The organism is Henriciella mobilis (assembly GCF_003576285.1).
Lineage (GTDB): Bacteria > Pseudomonadota > Alphaproteobacteria > Caulobacterales > Hyphomonadaceae > Henriciella > Henriciella mobilis.
The window spans coordinates 550373-566366 of the sequence record NZ_QWFX01000005.1; the positions used below are offsets into that span (position 1 = coordinate 550373).

A 15994-nucleotide genomic window follows, 5' to 3' on the forward strand; every position below is an offset into this window, starting at 1 on the left:
TGTCCCGGCACTATGGTGAATCAAAGGTTGGCGATTTGATGGTCCGATCCTCCTTGATCGGAGGACATTAATGTGCCGCGCTGATTTGTTAGCACATTCAGAAACTGCAGGTGGGCATCTGGCGTTTCAATTGCAATTTCCCGGAATATCGGGAGACGATGATGAAGACCTATACTCTTAAATCCGATGGCGCGCTCAAACGCTATGACTATCTCTGGCGCCTGTCGTCCGATCGCTGGGCCTGGGAATATCTCCGGCGCAATCCGGACTTCCTGCGTGACGCCGAGTGCCGGCGCGCAGATGATGTGTCCGAGCGCATGGCGCCGTGTGCCCCAATTCGGCTATTGCGGTCGCGCGTGCCCCAGACCCTCGCTGAGCGCTGGGGCCTGATGATGATGCCGGATCCCGATCAGAATGGTTTTGAGGCGGATGTTTTCTGGAGCCGGGCCGCTCATCCCGATCAGGTTGAGGTCCATTGCAGTCCGCGAAACGAGGAGGAATCCTGTGGCATCTGGGATCGCACAATCCCGGTCTGCAGGATCACTCATATGACCGACCAGCAGGGCAGGGAATTCCTGCTGCTGCGTGGCAATGGGTGTGTTGTGCAGGTTCGTTGCAGCGGGCTGTCGCTTCTCGGAATGGAAAAGATACGGATGAAACTTACCATCTCCGACATGGACGCCTATGAGCGGAAGCTCAAAGCCCAAAGGGACGCGCTAGAAGTCTGGGGGCAGGACTATGACCAGCAAACGCCTCTCTGGACCAAGCGTACCCAGATCCTTCGGGATGGGCTCATTGCGCTCGATTGCCTGGAACTCGGCATGAGCCGGCGTGAGATCGCGAGCGTTCTTTATGGCAAGGAGACGGTCGAGTCCGAATGGTCCGATGATCGGGCGTCGATGCGAGATGCCCTGAAATATCTGGTGAGCAAGGCTGAAGGGCTTCGCGATGGCGGATACCTTGTGGAATTGCTTGGTGGAAGATTGGGTCCTTATCAGACGGCTGCTTAGTCCAGTTGATTGACCTATTGAGAGCTAGCCTTTTTGTTGGTTTGAAAATTACATTTAATATTCACCTTGGGTGACTCTTTTAGCATTTTTTCAAACTTGACAAAAGTTTGAAAAAATGCGATTTCACTCACCATGAGTGATCAAAACGCTAAAAAATTAAACCAGCTACTGAATTGGTTGCCAGACGATGCAGTTGTGGATGCTGCGACTCTGGAAGAGCGGGGGTATGCGTCCAACCTCCGCACAAAATATCTGCACTCCAATTGGCTGTCTTCGCCGGTACGAAGCGTTTTCATGCGTCCGGGTAGCAAGCTTACCTGGCAATCCGTGGTCTATTCCCTTCAAACCCTGATGTCGAAGGACATCCTGGTGGGCGGACGCACGGCGCTCGAACTCAAGGGTTATAGCCACTATCTGGAATTCAGCGGCGAGAGGACGATAACACTTCATGCCGACACGCCTTTGCCGACTTGGCTGACAAAGCTTCCGGGACTGAATGTCAGATTTGAAGCTCGCCGGCCCGACAGGCTCTTTGGATCAGGAAACGTAGAAACTGTTTGCCTCGCCTATAGAGCGGTTCAGAAAATGGGTGGAGCCTCTCTCGACGTCGAAGCATTCGAATGGGGACGCCCCGGCCAGGCAATCCTGATCTCGACCCTTGAGCGCGCCGTGCTTGAATTGCTCGAAACCCTTCCGGATGGAGACAGCTTCCATCAGGTCGATCTGGTCTTTGAAGGCTTGAGTTCGCTGCGTCCGCGCAGGATGCAATCACTGCTGGAGTTCTGCAAAAGCAAAAAGACGGCGCGTCTCTTCTTCTTCTTTGCGCGCCGGCACCAGCATGGCTGGCTCAAGTATCTTGATGAAACCAAGGTAGACTTCGGGCACGGCAAACGATCCATCGTTTCCGGCGGGACTCTTGACCCTCGCTATCATATCACCGTGCCATCTGAACTGATGGAACAGGGCACTCAATGACCGACAGGGCCACTTATGAAGGGCAGGTGGGCCTGTTGGTCCGTGTCTTGCCGCTAGTGGCTGAAGAAGCCTGTTTCGCTCTGAAAGGCGGGACGGCTATCAATCTCTTCTACAGGGACATGCCGCGCCTTTCGGTCGACATCGATCTTGTCTACGTACCGTTCAAGCCGCGGGCTGAGAGCCATCAGGAAATCGATGAAGCTCTGGGTCGAGTTGCCGATGCCATTGAACGAAGAATAGCAGGAGCTCAGTGTCAGCGCATCCAGGGGGGAGGTCATCTCGAAACCCGGATGATTGTTACGCTGGATAACATCAGTATCAAGATTGAAGTCAATCCCAACATGCGGGGGCTGCTCGTCGCTCCGGGACTGAAGCCGGTCAGCGAAACTGTCGCGGATCGATTCGGATTTGCGGAAGCGAATCTTGCTGCATTTGAGGAAGTCTATGCCGGCAAGCTCGTCGCCGCGCTGGATCGACAGCACCCGCGAGATCTGTTCGACATCCTGCTTCTCAAGGAAGGTGACGGCATCAGCGACGATCTCTTTTCGGCCTTCCTGATATACCTGTCCTGCTCGCCGCGACCCATGCACGAATTACTGTCTCCAAACTTGAGGAACCTGGAAGAGCCATTCGCGCGCGAATTTGCGGGTATGACAGCCGAGACGGTGGAGCTGGCAGCACTTGAAGAGGCGAGGGCTTGGCTGATTGCCGATCTTCAATCCCGGTTGACGGGAACCGCTGCGACCTATCTTCGCGGACTGCACCACGCAGCACCTGATGTCTCGCTCATTGGAAGACCAGCTGCTGGGAATTTCCCGGCCATCGCCTGGAAACTGCAGAACATCGAAACTCTGAAGCGCGACAATCCTGATCGGCACCGCGAAATCGGGCAATTGTTGGAAGCGCTGTTGCACTAGTCTTTCCAATATAGGTCTCCAGCGCCGGCATGCAGTCGTTTCCAGTGAGGGGAGGGGTGCCTGAGCCTGCGCATACGCTAGTCTCCTTGTGCGTGTGTGCCTCCGGGCAGCCGGGTGTGGGCGGACGGCACGTCTGGCCGGGCGCGCCGCACGCGCAAGGCGACGGGATGGGTGTAATTTGGCGCGTCTGAAAGCTTCCTACCTTCCCGCCTTGCGCGTGCTGCTTGTCCGCCCGGCCTGCCGGCCTTTTCCGCCGCCCACCCCCGCCTGTCGCGGGCAGGACGCGGCAGAGAAGGAGACCCGACATGACCTGCGAACCCGCAACCCCTGCACCCCTTGGAACAGCTACCGCACCCCCATCTGAAGACCGACCCCGCATCTACGTTGCCTGCCTTGCGGCTTACAATAATGGCTACCTGCACGGGCACTGGATCGATGCGACGACGCCGGATGAAATCATGGATGAGGTTCGCGCCATGCTGGCGGACTCGCCGCTGCCCGGCGCCGAGGAATGGGCGATCCACGATTATGAAGGTTTCGAAGGCGCGAGCCTCTCCGAATATGCCTCCTTCGAGACCGTGTGCGCGCTTGCCGACTTCATATCCGAACACGGACGCCTTGGTGCCAAAGTCCACCGCCACTACGGCGGCGACCTAGAACGGGCGCGCGCCGCCTTCGATGACTATGCGGGCGAATACAGCTCGGTTGCAGAATTTGCCGAAGAACTGACCCGCGAGTGCGGCACCGAAATCCCGGCCTCTCTCCAACACTATATCGATTGGGACGCGATGGGCCGGGACATGGAGCTGAACGGCGACATCTTCACTGTCGAGACCGGATTCGATCAGGTCCACATCTTCTGGTCGCGGTGATCGTCATGGCCAGATACCAGACTAGACCACGCGAAGATGGCCGTGGCCCTTATCGCTGGGCACACGTTGTGAAGACTCCGGCAGGGTTCGCGCAGGGCAGCATCTATCGTCAGGCAGGCGACGAGCTTGATGACGGCGAGGCACTGGCGCTGCGCGGCCTCTGCGAACTGCATGGCTTCGAGATTCGGAGGGTGTCATGAGCTTTTTCGAACGCTTTGCCAATTTCGTCTGTCCCGGTGACGCGATCACCTGTGAGGCAGACGGGTTCACAATCATGGCAGTTATTGTCCAGGACGATTGTCCGGACGCACCAGACCAGCGACAGGATGGGTTCTGGCCGTCACTCTACAAGGATGCGCCCGGATTTATCGGCCCCGGTAACGGGTTCCGCGAGCGGTTCGCCAAGGCGCAAGCCGAGGCTGAAGCCGTCATGGACGCATGGCGCAAGGGCGACTGGTTCTATTGCGGGATCATTCTGTCCGTCGCGCTGGAAGGCGTCACGCTAGATGCGCACGCCGCCAGCCTCTGGGGTGTCGAAGCCAATTATCCGGGATCGGATAATGCCTATTTGACAGAGGTTGCGAACGAACTCCTGCCGGAAGCGCTGGACACGGCCCGCGCCGTGCTTGCGCGCCTCCGCGCAGCCCCGGCAGGCGAGGCGCGGGTATGAGCCGCGCCCTCTCCGAAGCAGAACGGATTCTGGGTCCGCGACCTCAGATGACGCTGGTCGTCGAGGACGACCGCGTTGTCGAAATCTGGGTTGCCGGGCGAGCCCCGCGCATTGCGGTCCGCGACTATGACTGGGGCCGGACAGACCCGGCCCCTGCCTTCGACCGCGAAGGCTTCCCCTATTCAGACATTCACTGGAGCGGCCCGGCATGGGCGCTTGGCCTCTCCCTTTATCCGCCAGAAAAGGAGCCCCCCATGGCACAGCCCGACCTTACCCATATTCCGCTCGACCAATTGAGCGTGTCGAAACTCAACATGCGGCACGGACGCAAGAAGCCGGACGTGTCCGACATCCTTCCGTCGATCCGCGAGAAAGGCGTCCGCCAGACACTTCTTGTCCGCCGTGAAGGCGACGGCTATGGCGTCATTGCAGGCCGCCGCCGCTACTTCGCGCTCCTCGAACTTGCCAAGGAAACCGGTACCAATCCGCTCGTACCCTGCGCCATCATGAGCGAGGAAGACGCCGCGTCCGCAATCGAGGCCTCGATCATCGAGAACGTCGCCCGCCTGCCTGCATCCGAGATGGAACAGTATGTGGCGTTCAGGAAGCTCGCGGATGAAGGCAAGCAACCTGCCGATATCGCCGCATTCTTCGGCGTAACGGAATTGCTTGTGCGCCGCGTCCTCGCCCTTGCGGGCCTCGCCGCACCGATCCGCAAACTCTACGCCGAGGATGAAATCGACCGCGAGACGATCCGCGCGCTGACGCTGGCAACACCTGCCCAGCAGGCCGAATGGCTGAAGCTGTGGAACAGCGAAACCGAACGCGCGCCGTTCGGGCGCGCCTGCAAGGCATGGGTGACAGGCGGCAGCACGATCACCACAGACAAGGCCCTGTTCGAGCTAGAACGCTATGAAGGCGCGGTCACATCCGACCTGTTCGGGGAACGCGCTGTCTTTGCGGATGCTGAGGCTTTCTGGAAGGCTCAGACAGAAGAAGTGTCAGCGCGGATCGAGCAATACCTGGCCCGTGGCTGGGCCGATGTGGTCTGTCTTGAGCGGGGGACGTATTTCCAGCGCTGGGAATATGTCCAGACCACCAAGAAAAAGGGCGGCAAGATCTATGTCGAGCAGCGCCATGACGGCACGGTGACCTTCCATGAGGGCTGGGTGAAGGCCTCGGAAGCGCGCCGGACGAAGCGCCAGACCGAGGACGGAGAGGCGTGCCCATCGGCAGACACGAAGCCTGAAATGTCCGGCCCGATGGCGGACTATATTGGCCACCACCGGCACGGCGCTGCCGCCGCAAGCCTGCTGGCTGCACCTGCCATCGCCCTTCGCCTGATGGTGGCGCATGCCATCACCGGCTCCTCTCTCTGGAACGTGCGAGCTCATGTCTGTGGCGCGCGGAAGAACGAGACGCATGAGAGCGTAGCGGGCTCCATTGCACGGGCCGAAATCGTTGCCGCGTCCGAACGGGTTGAGGCCTTGTTCGGTGCGCTCGGCGCGATGCGCCCGCGCGCCAATGGCGATGCCTATTCGCTCTGCGAAACCTTCTCCGCCCTGCTGGCAATGTCCGACGAGGAAGTCATGCAGGTTCTAGCGCTCACGATGGCCGAAACGCTCGAGGCGGGCGGTCCAGTGGTCGAGTCCGTGTTGCATGTTTGCGGCACCGACCTTGGCCGCTACTGGACGCCGGACGATGCTTTCTTCGACCTGCTCCGAGACAAGCGGGCGATCAATGCGATGGTCGCGGACATTGTTTCCCCGAGTGTGGCCGAGAGCGTCACCAAGGAGAGTGGCAAGGTCCAGAAGGCGCTGATCAAGAACCGGATCGAGGGCGTGGACTGCACCGCCAATCCCGGCTGGCGTCCCGGCTGGATGCAGGTGCCGCCAACCCGCCTTGTCGAAGGAGCGGGTTGCGCGACGGTCGAGGCTTGGACCCGGATTGCGAGCCTATTCGAGGGTGAGGACGAGGATACGTTCGAGCCCGAAACGGAGCCTTGCGAAGCAGACGCTGCCTGAGGTTTGTCTCCTCCCCTCCGGCAGTGCGCGAGCCGCCCGGTGCCTGGCATCGGGCGGCTTTTCGCATTCGGGTTCGGGGATACGGACGGCAGTGCCAATATGGTTCATCCCTCAGAATGTCTGCCAAAAAGACGCCCGTCTCAAAGCCTCGCAGACAAATTGAAGCGATTACCGAAAGAAGTTCCTCCCTTCCATCGGCAGCAGTCTTCGGACCTCCTTGTTCCCGTCTCTTGCCGTATGACCTGGACGCGCTGACCCGGCCCTGAAACCGGACGGACGAAGAATTTTCCCCGCCGCTTCGCGGCTTCCTCGCGCAGCAAAATTCCCCGCCCGTCCGGTGCTTCGCTTTGCTGCGCCCGCAAGCGGTTCAGGCCCGGGACAGCACGTCCTCACGGTCCGGCGTCGACGGGGACAAGGGGTCCCCGGAGACAAAGCCAAAGGAACGAAAAGGAGAACCCCAATGGCAAACGCACTCGGATATGTCAGCGAGACCAAGGCCGGCTTTGAAGGCACCCTCGCCATGATGAACTTGAGCACCGCCATCCGCATCGAGAAGAATGGCGAGAAAGCCGCAGAAGGCCAGCCGGACTACCGCATCTTCGCCGGCGAAACCTCGACCGAAATCGGCGGCGGCTGGATGCGCAAGGCGAAATCTTCGGGACGGGAGTATGTCTCGCTCACCCTCGCAGACCCGCAGATCGGTCCCCGCCGGATCTACGCGAACCTCGCACCAGTCAAGGGCAAGAAAGGCCGCCACGTGATCCTCTGGAACCCGAAAGACTGACGGTTCCAAGCCCCCCTTCGATCCGCCCCGGAGCAAGCCTCCGGGGCGGCTTTCCGCATGTCAGAAGCATGGTGAACAGGGGAGGGGAAAAATCCGGGCCACGCATTTTTCCTCTCAAATCCCGCGCAGGATCGCGCAGTCTCATCGCATCGCACAGATATCAGTGAAAGGAGCACAACAATGAGCGATGCAGATACAACGGCGCCTCAGGCGGCGAACGACAACGACCTCTTCAACGTGGTGGAGGCCGCGAACTTTCTCCGCCTCAAACGTTCGACGCTTGACCACTATCGCTGTGAAGGTAGGGGCCCGATCTATCGAAAGCATGGCGCGCGCGTCTTCTACACGCGTGCCAGTCTGATGGCATGGTCCGAGCGCCAGATGTTCTCGTCCACGTCTACTCGCGTCGAGAAAAAGAAGTGAGGGTGCACTGGGTTTCCGCAACGGCCGCCGGAATTCTGGCGGCTGTTGCAGGACTGGTATTTGATCCGGGTGCCCGTCTCTTCTGGAACCGGACAGGCAGCGCGCCGATAGGGCTCTACGGGCTGAGCGATGACCCATTCACAAGAGGCGATTGGGTCATCGTCTCAGCCCGGAGCGGTGAAGCGGATTGGGCTGCTGCGCGCGGTTACGTCGGGAGGGACTGGCCCCTCATCAAGCGGATTGTCGGACTTCCGGGCGATGAAATTTGCCGGGACGGTAGCGCTGTATTGGTGGAAGGAATCCATGTCGCGGAGGCTTTGGGTGCCGACACTCTGGGGCGTGCGATGCCGGTTTGGGAAGGCTGCCAAGTATTGGGAGGAGACGAAGTTTTTCTGCTCAATCAACATCCGCGATCGGTTGATGGACGTTATTTCGGACCGACTAAAATCGACGATCTTGGCGGGGTTGTTGTGCTCCTCTGGAGCCCGGATGGACGGACTACGGACATGTCGATGCAAGGCGATGCAGAGCGTGGCCAGGATTTCTGAGGCGGACCCGGTAGGGCAAGATAAAACGCTTGGCGCCAGGCCCTGCCTAACACCCTGTCTGCACATCGATTTTCAGGCGCCCTTTGCGCGGTTTCGAGACGCTCGGCGAACGGACGTAGTCCCCCGTAGTTATTGGAGATTGTGGGGGCGCCAGGTAGTAGGAGGCGGTCTTGCCAGTGGATGATGACTTCACTCCACGTCTGGGCCGGAGCAGGGATCGTGGACAGGCAGATGGTCAGCGGCTTTCCAAGCGCTTGCGAAGTGTGGCTGCGAGGCTTGGCCCGAAGGGTAAGGCAAGCCGCTATTCTGGGCGCAGTCTGGGCCGGGGATCGGCTACGGCGAGGCAGCTGGAATTTCAGCGCAGTAGAATAGCTGCGTTCCGCATGCGGCGCGTCATGGTCAAGTTCCACATATCGCGCGCCGGACGTATCGCCGGAATCGGAGCCTTCCGTGCGCATCTTCACTACATACAGCGTGATGGCGTTGAGCGGGACGGAAATGGCGGTGAGCTCTACGGACGCGAGGGTGATATACCGGGCGCCTCAGACTTCCTCGAACGCAGCGAAGGTGATCGGCACCAGTTCCGCATCATCGTCTCACCTGAAGACGGGGAAGCACTCGGCGATCTCCGCCAACACACACGCGCGCTGATGACACAGATGGAACGCGATCTCGGCACACGCCTCGATTGGGTTGCTGTGGACCACCACAATACTGGCCACCCTCACACGCATATTGTTGTTCGCGGAAAGGATGCGCGGGGCAAGGATATCGTCATTGCGCCAGACTATCTGAGGTCGGGTCTCCGCATGCGTGCGTCGGAACTGGTCACGGACCGGCTGGGGCCGCGCCGCGATCTTGAGATCGCGCGGGCGCGGCACGCCGACGTTCAGCGGGACAGGCTGACTGCAATCGATCGGGCCATGTTACGAGATGTTGAAGGGGGCGAACTGGTGATCAGCAGGAATGCCTCAAGTGAAGCGGGGCGATTTGATCGCAGCCTCCGGCTTCAACGGCTCAGCCATTTGGAACCGTTGGGCCTGGCTACACAGATGGAGGATGGCCGCTGGCAAATGAAGCCAGACTGGGACAGGACGCTCGCAGACATGGGCCGCCGGAATGATGTGATCGCAACCCTGGCACATAGGTTCGGCCAGAAGGACGGTGTGGAACGGCTCACAAGCTTCGATCCAGAGCGAACAGCAGGCGGCAAGCTCACAGGTACTGTTCTGGCGATATTTCCGGACGATGAGCTGCGTGATCGCCGATCGATTGTTGTGGAGGATCTTGATGGGCGGCAATGGCTTGTCGATCTGGGGCAGGCGGAGCCTGGCTCCACACCTCCGGAAGGAGCAGTCGTCGAAGTCGGGTCGCGCAAGGCGAAGGAACGGAGTTCAGACCGGGTGATCGCAGATATCGCTGAAAACACAGGCGGGCGCTATTCCGAGCGTCTTCATGCTGAGGCCGATCCATCCTCCACAGCCGCGTTCCGGCAAGCTCATGTCAGACGCCTGGAAGCACTCCGGCGGGCAGGCGTGGTCGAACGGATGCAGGATGGGAGCTGGGCTATTCCGAATAACTATCTTGAGAAGGCGGTCGCGTTTGAAGCGGATCGGGCAGGGGGTGTCAGCCTGAAAACCCTGTCCTGGCTCACACTGGAAGAGCAGGTCACGCATCGGGGTGTGACCTGGCTGGATGAAGGACACGGGGACAAGGACGGAAGCCGGTTGCGGTCTGCGCGGCAAGCCCGGATCGCGTGGCTGCGGGAACAGGGACTGTTGGCACCGGATGCAAATACGCTCGATGCAGAAGCCCGGGGCCGGCTCAGGCAAAGCGAACATGCCGCGGCTGTCGCGCGAATTGCCAATCAGTCCGGGCGCCAACAGATCGAGCTTCAGACGGGTGACACGATCACGGGACAATATGAGCGCGCAATCAATCTTGGTTCCGGGCGCGTTGCGGTCATCGGCAATGCGAAGGAATTTGCACTGGTCCCATGGCGCGCTGAGATCGAGCGTCATCGCGGGCGCGAGCTGGTCGCCAAACGGACCGCCCAGGGCGTGTCATGGACGATCGGTATGAGCCGGCAACGCGGCCTGTCGCGCTAGGCATTTGCTTGCCTTTGCATCAGGCTGCCGGACTTGCCATCGTGTCCGACTGTTGGAGGTACCGGTTGGTGATCGAAGATGGGGGCCCTTCGTTCGACGCAAAGGACCTCGCCATGCGCCCCGGAAAAATCCTGCTCGGTCAGGTCCTCATTGTCTTCATTCTGATCGTTCTGACGATCTGGGGGGCGACACAGTGGACGGCCTATATGTTCGGATACCAGCCGGCTCTCGGGCACCCTTGGTTTTTGGCGGGCGAGATGCCGGTCTACAAACCCTGGCGCCTGTTCCAGTGGTGGTATGCCTATGAGGCCTATGCGCCGGACGTGTTTGCGCGCGCGGGCCTCATTGCTTCAAGCGGAGGACTGCTCGGCATCTTCGCAGCCGTCGTCGGTTCGGTGATCCGGAGCCGGGACGCTGCCAATGTCACGACATATGGGTCAGCGCGCTGGGCCAAACCGCACGAACTGAAGCGTCATGGTCTGCTGGCAGGTGATGGCGTGTTTCTCGGCAAGGTCCGGCATGCCTATCTCCGCCATAATGGACCGGAACACGTCATGGCTTTTGCACCCACCCGTTCAGGGAAGGGGGTGGGATTGGTTGTCCCGACCTTGTTGTCCTGGACAGGCAGCGCAGTCATTCACGATATCAAGGGAGAGAATTGGGAGCTGACATCCGGCTGGCGCTCGACTTTCTCGGCCTGCATCCGGTTCGATCCGACCGATCGCCGTTCCCCGCGTTACAATCCGCTGCTTGAAGTCCGGCGCGGCGAGTGTGAAGTGAGGGATGTACAAAACATCGCCGACATTCTGGTCGATCCGGAAGGTTCGCTTGAACGCCGCAATCACTGGGAAAAGACCGGGCATTCCCTGCTTGTCGGTGTGATCCTGCATGTCCTCTACGCCGAGACGGACAAGACTTTGTCGGGGTGTGCGAAGTTCCTCTCTAATCCGGACCGGACCTTCACGGCAACGCTCACAAGAATGATGCGGACGAAGCATCTGACAGATGAGGCGGGAGGACGGTCAGTTCACCCTGTCGTGGCTGAAGCCGCGAGAGACCTCCTGAACAAGTCCGAAAACGAGCGTTCCGGTGTGCTGTCGACCGCTATGAGTTTCCTGGCGCTCTACCGTGACCCGGTCGTCGCTGCGGTGACGTCAGCCAGTGATTGGCGCCTCACGGATCTTGTGGACGCCGAACAGCCAGTTTCGCTTTACCTCGCCTGTCCGCCATCCGACATGTCGCGGACGAAACCCCTGATGCGCCTGATCCTCAACCAGATAGGTCGCAGGCTGACGGAGGAACTACCGAGCCCGAAACGACGGAAACTGCTCATGATGCTAGATGAGTTTCCTGCGCTTGGCCGCCTCGACTTCTTCGAGTCTGCGCTTGCCTTCATGGCAGGCTATGGCATCCGTGCTTATCTTATCGCTCAGTCGCTCAACCAGATCGAAAAAGCCTACGGTCCGAACAATTCGATCATGGACAATTGCCATGTCAGGGTCGCGTTCGCGACAAATGATGAGCGGACGGCCAAGCGGATATCAGACGCACTCGGCACGAAGACAGAGCTCCGGTCCCAGAAGAACTATACAGGCCACAGACTGGCCCCTTGGCTCAGCCACATGATGGTGTCTCGCCAGGAAACGCAGAGGCCGTTGCTGACACCCGGAGAGGTCATGCAGCTGCCGGCAAGCGATGCGATTGTCATGGTTTCTGGCGCACCGCCTGTGCAGGCGAAGAAGCTGCGCTATTTTGAGGATCGGAATTTCACACGAAGGGTGTTGTCGACCGCTGGTGTTCAGATTGCTTCCAAGAATGATGCGGACGACTGGTCTAGATCGATAGAAGGAGGGCGGGGTGTGTCGGACTACGGGGCTGTGCCAAGCCATGCTAATGAAGGCGGGCTGGAGCTGGCACCGGATTTTGTTGAACCGCCTGAGAAAGCAAGCCCTGGTCAGGAACCTGATACTGAGCTGCCTGATGACGAGGGACCAGATCCATTCGAGGCGCGCCATCTCGAAACCATTCGCCGTGCAGCAGCGCTCGATCTGGCAGACCCTGACACCTTGCCGGATTTCTGAGACATGCCGAAGCCACGGATCAATCTTCGTCTTGCGACCGATATCTACGCTAAGCTTGATAAGGCAACGCAGAGACCTGGTGCAACGAAGTCAGCCATCATCGAGCAGGCGCTTCGGGAATACTTTGATCCTGAGGCCAAATCTGAGTGGGAGGAACGCATTCTGGTACGCTTGGATGCCTTTGATATTCGGCAGGGTGAAATCGAACGGGACGTCGGCTTCACGTTGGAGGCACTCGGTCAGTTTGTTCTCTATTGGCTGACCAGGACGGATCCTCTTCCGGAAGGGGAGCGGGAAGCGGCGCACGCGCTTGGGCAGAGAAGGTTTGATTTCTTTATTGGTCAAGTTGCACATAGAGTATGCAGTGAAAGCAATGTTGCTCAGAGACTCAAATCCGGTCCTTAGGGAAGAAGTTTGGATTCGCCACTTACTATTCGCCCGCAACCAGGATGTGAATTGCGCGGCAAGTCTATTGTGGTTCTGAGTTAGACAACGGAGTTCTACAAAAATACAAAAGGACTCACGTTAGGACACTTCAGGTTGATCAATGACGACAATACATACCCTGTCAAAGGGATCTCTGTGGCGGCGCTGGGATCCACATATTCATGCCCCTGGAACAGTTCTTAATAATCAGTTTGGCGGCGAGAAGGCGTGGGATGAATACATTGAGGCGTTAGAGACTTCTAATCCGCAGATTCAGGCAATCGGCGTGACCGACTATTATCTCCTGGATAGCTATGAACGCATCGTGGAAGTAAAGCGTGCGAAGCGCCTAGGCAGCGTCGGTTTCATATTTCCCAATCTTGAGCTGCGACTGGCGACCGGCACTGACCGATCGCGCGCTGTGAATTTTCACCTTCTCATCAATCCGGAGGATGAGGATCACGTTGCCCAGACCAAACGCTTCCTGAGCCGCCTGACGTTCCGCTATCGCGGGGAGAAATATGGTTGCACCGAAGAAGATCTTCGTATCCTGGGCCGGGCCCATGACCCTGATTGTACGTCGGATGCGCAGGCGCTACGTGCCGGTGTCAACCAGTTCAAGGTCGAATTCGATCAGTTTGTCGAAGAATGGGAGGCCAGCGACTGGATCCGCAAGAATGCGCTGATCGCCGTAGCGACCAACCGGGCCGATGGCACATCGGGTCTACAGACGGATGCTTCTCTGGAAGCGTTGAGACGAAAGATCGAGCAGGCTGCTCACATCATGTTCTCCGGCTCGCCTTCAGACCGGGACTATTGGCTCGGCAAGTCCAGACACGCATCGGCCGACGAGATCACCAAAGCCTATGGCAGCCTCAAACCCTGCCTGCATGGCAGTGACGCGCATCAGGTGGATAGGGTCGGCAAGCCGGACAAGGACCGGTATTCCTGGATCAAGGGCGATCTCAATTTCGAAAGCCTCCGGCAGATCTGTATGGAACCTGAAAGCCGTGTGGTGATCGGTTCGACTCCACCGACCGGCCCGATAGCGGCCAATGTGATCGAGAGTGTTGGAGTGAACAATGCATCCTGGTTTATAGCTGGCCGCGTGCCGCTCAATCCGGGACTCGTGGGCATTATCGGGCCACGTGGGTCGGGCAAGACTGCGCTTGCCGACATGATTGCTGCCGGGGCGCATTCCCTGTCGGCTCATGTGAATGAGCGGTCCTTTGTCCAACGGGCGCAGGAATACATTTATGATGAGGAAGCGCAGCTTGAATGGGCGGATGGTGGGAAGACCGGGAATGAGTTGAAACATGTCGATCTGGAAGGCATGCTTGATGACGCGCGGGTACAGTATCTCTCCCAGCAATTCGTGGAGCGGCTGTGTTCTGCCGCCGGTGCAACCGACGAGTTGATCTCCGAAATCAAGCGAGTCATTTATTCCGCGCATCCGGCGGAAACACGCCAGGGCGCGACAAGTTTCGACGAGCTTCTGGATATTCGTGCCGCACTCGGGCGACAGACACGCCAGTCGTATGAGCGCAGCATTGCCGCGACGGTGGAAGAAATTGCCGCCGAACGGGACAAGATCGACGCGCTTCAAAAATGGAGGGCGCTCGCCGATGGGCACGACAAGACGATCAAGTCGGACGAGTCTGCCAAGCGCAGTCTCATCACAAAAGAGAATGCAGCCACGGCCAAGGCGTTTGAGGATGTGACAAAGGCTCTAGAGTCGAAACGTCAGGCCATCGGCAAGCTGGATCGTCAGAAGAGCGCTCTACATTTGCTGCAGGCCGATGTTCGTGAACACCGGGACACGACCGCACCTGCCTATGTCCGCCGTCTCACGCGGGAGCGGGCGGATGCTGGACTTGAGCAGGACGAATGGAAGCTCTTTCTGACAGACTTCGCCGGCGATGTGGACGCTCTTCTGAAAGCCAGACTTGCAACCGTAGAAGCTGAGATCAAACGACTGAGCGGCGCAGCGCCTGTCCAAGCAGTTGACGAATCCGGCGAAGTGGCCCCTTCGGACATTTCGCTGTTGCCTGCGGATACGGCGCTGAATGACGTCTCATTGCGTGTCCTTGAAGCCGAGGCGCGCCGGCTTGAGGCGTTGATCGGTGTAGATCGTCAGAGGCGTAAGCAATTGGCTTCGCTTACCGAGAAAATTGCCAAGACGAACACCGAACTGGACAAGCTGAAGGTGAAGATTGCCGATGCGGAGACGGCGCAGGCGCGCATCGACGCTTTGTCGGAGAAGCGCGGGAAGGACTATGCAGGAGTTTTCAACGGCATTCTGGCGGAGGAGTCCGCCTTGCGAACCCTCTATGCCCCGCTGGAAGTCCAGTTGAAGGCCGCTGAAGGGGCCGTGGCACGACTGTCTGTATCTATCCGCCGGCATGTCGATATCGAAGCATGGGCGAAAGCGGGTGAGGACCTACTGGATTTGCGCCGGGGAGACGGCTTTCGTGGCCGTGGGGCATTGTTGGCGGCAGCGCAAACACATCTGGAGGCGGCCTGGGGGGCGGGGGACGGCGAAACCGTCGCGCTGGCCATGGCGGCGTTTCGTAGTGCTCACGACCAGGAACTGATCAAGAGTTCACCCTATGATCGCAAGACTCAGCTTGCCGAATATCGCCAGTGGGCCCGACAGATTTCAGCCTGGATCTATGGGACCGAGCATGTATCGGTCTCCTACAGCCTGACTTATGATAGCGTAGAAATTGAGCGTCTCTCACCGGGAACACGAGGGATTGTCCTTCTCCTTCTGTATCTTGCAATCGACCGCGACGATGACCGTCCGCTGATCATCGATCAACCTGAAGAAAACTTGGATCCAAAATCCATCTTCGAGGAACTGGTCGAACGTTTCCGCTCTGCCAAGCATCGCCGTCAGATCATTATCGTGACGCACAATGCCAATCTGATCGTCAATGCTGACGCCGACCAGGTGATCGTGGCCCACTGCGGCCCTCACAATCCGGGCGGCCTTCCGGACCTCAGCTATGAGTGTGGGGGTCTGGAGGATTCTCACATCCGCGCTCAGGTTTGCGACATTCTTGAAGGCGGTGAACGGGCTTTCCGGGAGCGAGCAAGACGTCTCCGCGTCACGCTGACAAATGGCTGACTCGCCGGGAAATACCGTGTGAGTTT

At 59.0% G+C, this 15994-nt stretch carries 14 protein-coding genes; all 14 read left to right on the forward strand.

Annotation, left to right across the window (positions count from 1 at the left end):
• Positions 1 to 161: 161 nt before the first annotated feature.
• The 14 genes from D1223_RS02580 to D1223_RS02645 all read left to right on the forward strand — a co-directional run bounded on the left by D1223_RS02580 (position 162) and on the right by D1223_RS02645 (position 15968).
• Positions 162 to 1010 carry a DNA -binding domain-containing protein gene (locus tag D1223_RS02580; protein WP_158588378.1) on the forward strand — a complete coding sequence of 283 codons (849 nt, stop codon included), beginning with the start codon at positions 162 to 164 and terminating at the stop codon, positions 1008 to 1010.
• 132 nt (positions 1011 to 1142) lie between these two features.
• Complete coding sequence (locus tag D1223_RS02585) at positions 1143 to 1985, forward strand: type IV toxin-antitoxin system AbiEi family antitoxin domain-containing protein (protein WP_119374835.1); 843 nt, start codon at positions 1143 to 1145, stop codon at positions 1983 to 1985.
• The gene (locus D1223_RS02590; protein ID WP_119374836.1) at positions 1982 to 2902 is read left to right on the forward strand and encodes a nucleotidyl transferase AbiEii/AbiGii toxin family protein; all 921 of its coding nucleotides are present in this window, start codon (positions 1982 to 1984) and stop codon (positions 2900 to 2902) included. The genes D1223_RS02585 and D1223_RS02590 overlap by 4 nt, the downstream gene beginning before the upstream one ends.
• 305 nt (positions 2903 to 3207) lie before the next feature.
• Positions 3208 to 3774 (forward strand): antirestriction protein ArdA, encoded by a 567-nt coding sequence (locus tag D1223_RS02595; protein ID WP_119374837.1) that lies wholly within the window; start codon positions 3208 to 3210, stop codon positions 3772 to 3774.
• A gap of 5 nt (positions 3775 to 3779) precedes the next feature.
• Positions 3780 to 3974: a hypothetical protein gene (locus D1223_RS02600; protein ID WP_119375257.1), complete on the forward strand. Its 195-nt coding sequence runs from the start codon at positions 3780 to 3782 to the stop codon at positions 3972 to 3974.
• Entirely contained in the window at positions 3971 to 4444 is a 474-nt protein-coding gene (locus tag D1223_RS02605) for a hypothetical protein (protein WP_119374838.1), read from the forward strand. Before D1223_RS02600 ends, D1223_RS02605 begins: the two co-directional genes overlap by 4 nt.
• Positions 4441 to 6468: a ParB/RepB/Spo0J family partition protein gene (locus D1223_RS02610; protein WP_119374839.1), complete on the forward strand. Its 2028-nt coding sequence runs from the start codon at positions 4441 to 4443 to the stop codon at positions 6466 to 6468. The genes D1223_RS02605 and D1223_RS02610 overlap by 4 nt, the downstream gene beginning before the upstream one ends.
• A 460-nt stretch (positions 6469 to 6928) precedes the next feature.
• Positions 6929 to 7252 carry a DUF736 domain-containing protein gene (locus D1223_RS02615; protein WP_045656687.1) on the forward strand — a complete coding sequence of 108 codons (324 nt, stop codon included), beginning with the start codon at positions 6929 to 6931 and terminating at the stop codon, positions 7250 to 7252.
• Between the two features lie 180 nt (positions 7253 to 7432).
• Positions 7433 to 7675, forward strand: a complete 243-nt coding sequence (locus tag D1223_RS02620) for a helix-turn-helix domain-containing protein (protein WP_112062485.1) — start codon at positions 7433 to 7435, stop codon at positions 7673 to 7675.
• Between the two features lie 2 nt (positions 7676 to 7677).
• Entirely contained in the window at positions 7678 to 8223 is a 546-nt protein-coding gene (locus tag D1223_RS02625; RefSeq protein WP_158588379.1) for a S26 family signal peptidase, read from the forward strand.
• A gap of 395 nt (positions 8224 to 8618) precedes the next feature.
• Positions 8619 to 10331, forward strand: coding sequence for a DUF3363 domain-containing protein (locus tag D1223_RS02630; RefSeq protein WP_158588380.1), 1713 nt, complete (start codon positions 8619 to 8621; stop codon positions 10329 to 10331).
• 113 nt (positions 10332 to 10444) lie between these two features.
• Complete coding sequence (locus D1223_RS02635) at positions 10445 to 12412, forward strand: conjugal transfer protein TraG (RefSeq protein ID WP_119375258.1); 1968 nt, start codon at positions 10445 to 10447, stop codon at positions 12410 to 12412.
• Between the two features lie 3 nt (positions 12413 to 12415).
• Entirely contained in the window at positions 12416 to 12817 is a 402-nt protein-coding gene (locus D1223_RS02640; protein ID WP_119374842.1) for a ribbon-helix-helix protein, CopG family, read from the forward strand.
• Positions 12818 to 12959: 142 nt separating this feature from the next.
• Positions 12960 to 15968: a TrlF family AAA-like ATPase gene (locus D1223_RS02645; protein WP_119374843.1), complete on the forward strand. Its 3009-nt coding sequence runs from the start codon at positions 12960 to 12962 to the stop codon at positions 15966 to 15968.
• The last annotated feature ends 26 nt before the right edge of the window (positions 15969 to 15994 follow it).

Excerpts from the sequence above, each read along its gene's own strand:
- D1223_RS02640 (WP_119374842.1), top strand. The coding sequence starts at position 12,416 with ATGCCGAAGCCACGGATCAATCTTCGTCTTGCGACCGATATCTACGCT.
- D1223_RS02620 (WP_112062485.1), top strand. The coding sequence starts at position 7,433 with ATGAGCGATGCAGATACAACGGCGCCTCAGGCGGCGAACGACAACGAC.
- D1223_RS02590 (WP_119374836.1), top strand. The coding sequence starts at position 1,982 with ATGACCGACAGGGCCACTTATGAAGGGCAGGTGGGCCTGTTGGTCCGT.
- D1223_RS02615 (WP_045656687.1), top strand. The coding sequence starts at position 6,929 with ATGGCAAACGCACTCGGATATGTCAGCGAGACCAAGGCCGGCTTTGAA.
- D1223_RS02645 (WP_119374843.1), top strand. The coding sequence starts at position 12,960 with ATGACGACAATACATACCCTGTCAAAGGGATCTCTGTGGCGGCGCTGG.
- D1223_RS02585 (WP_119374835.1), top strand. The coding sequence starts at position 1,143 with ATGAGTGATCAAAACGCTAAAAAATTAAACCAGCTACTGAATTGGTTG.
- D1223_RS02605 (WP_119374838.1), top strand. The coding sequence starts at position 3,971 with ATGAGCTTTTTCGAACGCTTTGCCAATTTCGTCTGTCCCGGTGACGCG.
- D1223_RS02610 (WP_119374839.1), top strand. The coding sequence starts at position 4,441 with ATGAGCCGCGCCCTCTCCGAAGCAGAACGGATTCTGGGTCCGCGACCT.
- D1223_RS02630 (WP_158588380.1), top strand. The coding sequence starts at position 8,619 with ATGGTCAAGTTCCACATATCGCGCGCCGGACGTATCGCCGGAATCGGA.
- D1223_RS02635 (WP_119375258.1), top strand. The coding sequence starts at position 10,445 with ATGCGCCCCGGAAAAATCCTGCTCGGTCAGGTCCTCATTGTCTTCATT.
- D1223_RS02580 (WP_158588378.1), top strand. The coding sequence starts at position 162 with ATGAAGACCTATACTCTTAAATCCGATGGCGCGCTCAAACGCTATGAC.
- D1223_RS02600 (WP_119375257.1), top strand. The coding sequence starts at position 3,780 with ATGGCCAGATACCAGACTAGACCACGCGAAGATGGCCGTGGCCCTTAT.
- D1223_RS02595 (WP_119374837.1), top strand. The coding sequence starts at position 3,208 with ATGACCTGCGAACCCGCAACCCCTGCACCCCTTGGAACAGCTACCGCA.